3 protein-coding genes are annotated in these 4,088 nt (G+C 70.9%); all 3 read right to left on the reverse strand.

The window, feature by feature from the left end; all coding sequences use genetic code 11:
• Window positions 1–50 precede the first annotated feature (50 nt).
• The 3 genes from QC385_RS43805 to QC385_RS43815 are packed head-to-tail and all read right to left on the reverse strand — an operon-like array spanning window position 51 to window position 3,810.
• Complete coding sequence (locus QC385_RS43805) at window positions 51–1,034, reverse strand: D-2-hydroxyacid dehydrogenase (protein ID WP_279546992.1); 984 nt, start codon at window positions 1,032–1,034, stop codon at window positions 51–53.
• Between the two features lies 1 nt (window position 1,035).
• Window positions 1,036–2,487 carry an NAD-dependent succinate-semialdehyde dehydrogenase gene (locus tag QC385_RS43810; RefSeq protein ID WP_279546993.1) on the reverse strand — a complete coding sequence of 484 codons (1,452 nt, stop codon included), beginning with the start codon at window positions 2,485–2,487 and terminating at the stop codon, window positions 1,036–1,038.
• A 42-nt stretch (window positions 2,488–2,529) separates the two neighbouring features.
• Window positions 2,530–3,810, reverse strand: a complete 1,281-nt coding sequence (locus tag QC385_RS43815) for an NAD(P)/FAD-dependent oxidoreductase (protein ID WP_279546994.1) — start codon at window positions 3,808–3,810, stop codon at window positions 2,530–2,532.
• Window positions 3,811–4,088 lie beyond the last annotated feature (278 nt).

The following is a 4,088-nucleotide window of genomic DNA, read 5'->3' on the forward strand; positions in this document are numbered from 1 at the left end:
GTGGAGTCCACGGGCCGGGGCGCCTGCTGCTCGCCCTTCGGACAGGTCCTTCAGACGGGACGCGTCTCGTCGACCACATAGCCCCGCCGCTTGTCCACGACGTTGCGCAGAGGGCGGCCTTCGACGTGCCGGGTGAGGTTGTCGAGGAACACCTCGACGAGCGCCTCCCGCTCGCTGGTGGTCTCGCCCGCCGTGTGCGGGGAGATCATGACGCCGGGCATGTCCCACAGCGGCGACCGGGCCGGCAGCGGCTCCTGGCCGAAGACGTCCAGGGCGGCACCGGCCAGCCGGCCGGCGGCGAGGTGGTCGATGAGCGCCTCCTCGTCGACGAGTCCGCCCCGGCCGACGTTGATCAGCCGGGCCCCCGGCTTCATGGCCGCCAGCACGGAGGCGTCGACCATGCCCCGGGTGTCCTTCGTCAGGGGCGCGGCCAGGACGACGTAGTCCGCCTCCGTCAGGGCGGCGGGCAAGGTCGTCGCACCGTGGACCGTGCCGAAGTCCGGGTCGTCCGTGCGGGCCTTGCGGCCGGCGCCGCAGACCCGCATCCCGGTGGCACGCAGCAGCCGGGCGATGGCCCGGCCGATGGGCCCAGTGCCCCAGATCAGCACCGTGCGTCCGGTGATGCCGTCACTGGGGCGCGGACGCCACTCGCGGCGCCGCTGGTGCTCCCAGGTGCCGGGGAAGTCCTTGGCGAGGGCGAGGATCAGGCCGAGGACGTACTCGGCGGTCGGCCGGTCGTAGACCCCGCGGGCGTTGGTCAGGACAACGCCCGGGTCGTCCACCAGGGCGGGGAAGAGCAGGGAGTCCACGCCCGCGGAGGACGCGTGCACCCAGCGAGGTGCCTTCTCGGGGTTGTCGGGCCAGGCCTCGCGGATGGCCGGGGTGATGGTGACCCAGGCCAGGAGGGCGTCGGCACCGGGGAGGAGGTAGGGCAGCTCCTCCTCGGTGGCGTAGACGGTGTCCGCGAGGCGTTCGATGAGCCCGGTGGCGGGTGGCCGGTTGCCCCGGTAGAGGACGACGAGTCGGTCGGGCATGTCAGCCTCCGACAGGGACTGCGATGTACTTGTACTCCAGGAACTCGTCGATGCCGACACGTCCGCCTTCGCGGCCCAGTCCGGACTGCTTGACGCCGCCGAAGGGGGCGGCGGGGTTGGAGACCAGTCCGGTGTTGAGGCCGATCATGCCGCTTTCGAGGCGTTCGGCGACGCGCAGGGCGCGATCGAGGTTCTGGGTGAACAGGTAGGCGGCGAGGCCGAATTCGGTGTCGTTGGCGGCGGCGATGGCCTCGTCCTCGTCGTCGAAGGTGAGGAGGGCGGCGACCGGCCCGAAGACCTCGGTGTCGATGATGGCGGCGTCGGCGGAGACGCCGGTGAGCACGGTGGGCGGGTAGAAGCAGCCGGGCCCTTCGGGGAGTTCGCCGCCGGTCAGGATCGTGGCTCCGCGCTTGACCGCGTCGCGGACGACGTCGTGGGCCTTGCTGCGGCCGGCGATGTCGATGAGGGGGCCGACGTCGGTGCCGGGTTCGGTGCCGTCGCCGACCTTCAGGGCGGCCATGCGGGCGGCGAGGCGGGTGGCGAACTCCTCGGCGACGGAGGTGTGGACGTAGATGCGGTTGGCGGCGCAGCAGGACTCGCCCATGTTGCGCATCTTGGCGACCATCGTGCCTTCGACGGCGACGTCGAGGTCGGCGTCGTCGAAGACGATGAGGGGGGCGTTGCCGCCCAGTTCCATGGAGGTGCGGATGACGGTGTCGGCGCACTGGGCCAGCAGGATCCGGCCGACCTGGGTGGAGCCGGTGAAGGAGAGCTTGCGGATCTGCCCGCCGCGCAGCAGCGGCTCGACGACACCGGCGGCGTCGGTGGTGACGACGATGTTGAGGACGCCGTCGGGCAGACCGGCTTCCTTCAGGATCGCGGCGAGGGCGAGGCTGGTCAGGGGGGTCTGGGGGGCGGGTTTGAGGACGATGGTGCAGCCGGCGGCGATGGCGGGGCCGATCTTGCGGGTGCCCATGGCCAGGGGGAAGTTCCACGGGGTGATGAGCAGGCAGGGGCCGACCGGCTGGCGGGTGACCAGGAGGCGGTTCTTGCCGTCCGGGGCGGTCATCATGCCGCCGTCGATGCGGACGGCTTCCTCGGAGAACCAGCGGAAGAACTCGGCACCGTAGGCGACCTCGGCACGCGCCTCTGCCAGGGGCTTGCCCATCTCCAGCGTCATCAGCAGCGCGAGGTCCTCGGTACGCGCGATGATGATGTCGTAGGCGCGGCGCAGGATCTCGCTGCGGACACGGGGCGGGGTGGCGGCCCAGGCCGCCTGCGCGGCGACCGCCGCCTCGACGGCACGCCGGCCGTCGGCCGGGGAAGCGTCGGCGACCCGGCACAGCTCCTCACCGGTGGCCGGGTTGTCGACCGACAGGGTCCGGCCGGACTCCGCGTCCTGCCAACCGCCGCCGATGAAAAGCTGCTTGGGAACATCGTGGACGACAGTCATCTCGAGGTCTCCTTGTATGCGTAGAGGTGCGCTGCCGCACGGTCAGCGGATGCGGTCCAGCGTCTTGTAGTAGGCGCCCGCGAAGGGCAGGAACCAGGCGGTGCCGTTGTAGAGGGGGATGCGGGGCGGTGCCAGGTCGCGAACCGGGCTGACCTCGGGGTGGCCGTCCATCACCTCGGCCATGACCTGCCCCATGTGTGTGGCCATCTGCACGCCGTGGCCCGCGTACCCCATGGAGTAGTACACGCCGTCCTCGGTCTGCCCGGCGTGCACGATGCGGTCCATCGCGAAGCCGACGGAACCGCCCCACACGTACTCGACCTTCGTCCGGGCGAGTTGGGGGAAGATCTCGCACATCTCACGGAACAGGACCGCTCCGCTCTTCTTGTCCGAGGTGGGGTCGGACGGTGCGAAGCGGGCGCGACCGCCGAACAGCAGACGGTTGTCCGGGGTGAGCCGGAAGTAGTGGCAGACCTGGTTGGAGTCGACGATGAGGCGGGCCTTCGGGATGATGTCCCGGGCGAGCTGCTCGCCGAGCGGCTCGGTCACGATGATGAAGCTGCCCAGGCAGACCTGCTGGCGGCGCAGCCACGGGAAGTTCTTGTCGGTGTAGGCGTCGGTGGCCATCATGACCTGCCCGGCGCGGATCACACCGCGCTCGGTGCTGACCTCGTAACGGCCGGCGGCGGTCCGCCGCACGCCGATGGCCGCGTTGCGCTCGTGGATCTCGACACCGGTGCGCTCGCACGCCTCGGCCATGCCACGCACGAAGCGGCCCACGTGCAGTGCCGCGCTGAGCGGGTCGAGCAGGCCGCCGTGGTAGGCGTCTGATCCGATCTCGGAACGCAGCTCGGACTTGCTGACCAGTGTGGTCTCGTGGCCGAAGTACTTGGCCAGGTCGCGCTGCTGGGCCTTCTTGCTCTCGAAGTGCGCGGGGCGGGACGCGACGCCCAGGCGTCCGACGCGGCTGAACTGGCAGTCGATGGACTCCTCGTTCACGAGCCGCTCGACGGTGTCCACGGCCTCGCCGTAGGAGTTGTAGATCTCGCGGGCCCGCTCCAGCCCGTACCGGCGGATGGCCTGGCTCACGCCGATGGTGAAGCCCAGGTTCGCCATGCCGCCGTTGCGCGCCGAGGCCCCGGAACCGATCTGGCCCTTCTCGACGAGGGTGACACGGGCGCCCTTGCGGGCGGCGTGCAGGGCGGTGGACAGACCCGTCAGGCCGGCGCCGACGACCACCAGGTCGGTGTCCTCGGTCAGGGGCTTGCCCGACCGGTCGGGGAACCCCCCGGCGGTTTCTATCCAGTACGGGATCGTCTTCATTGCGGGTCTCCTGCGGGAAAGTTTTCGGGGGGAACCCGGCCGGGCACCCACTCAGGGGCCCGGCCGACGGCGCTGTCAGCGGTAGCGCGGCCCGTGCCGGCGCAAAGCACAGGTGGGGGGCAGCAGCAGGTGCGGCTGAGTGGCGGCGGCGGTCATACGGTTTCGCTTCCGGGTGCGGCGATGCCTGCTGTGTTCTCGACGGAGAGCAGGGAGTTCTGGCGTCCGGAGCCGATCCAGCGCACGAGGGCGACCAGGGCGAGGGCGAGGATGGCGAAGGC

This window comes from Streptomyces sp. DH10, from assembly GCF_029813805.1.
Lineage (GTDB): Bacteria > Actinomycetota > Actinomycetes > Streptomycetales > Streptomycetaceae > Streptomyces > Streptomyces coeruleofuscus.

Coding starts and splice junctions, on each gene's coding strand:
- QC385_RS43815 (WP_279546994.1), bottom strand. CDS start 3,810: ATGAAGACGATCCCGTACTGGATAGAAACCGCCGGGGGGTTCCCCGAC.
- QC385_RS43810 (WP_279546993.1), bottom strand. CDS start 2,487: ATGACTGTCGTCCACGATGTTCCCAAGCAGCTTTTCATCGGCGGCGGT.
- QC385_RS43805 (WP_279546992.1), bottom strand. CDS start 1,034: ATGCCCGACCGACTCGTCGTCCTCTACCGGGGCAACCGGCCACCCGCC.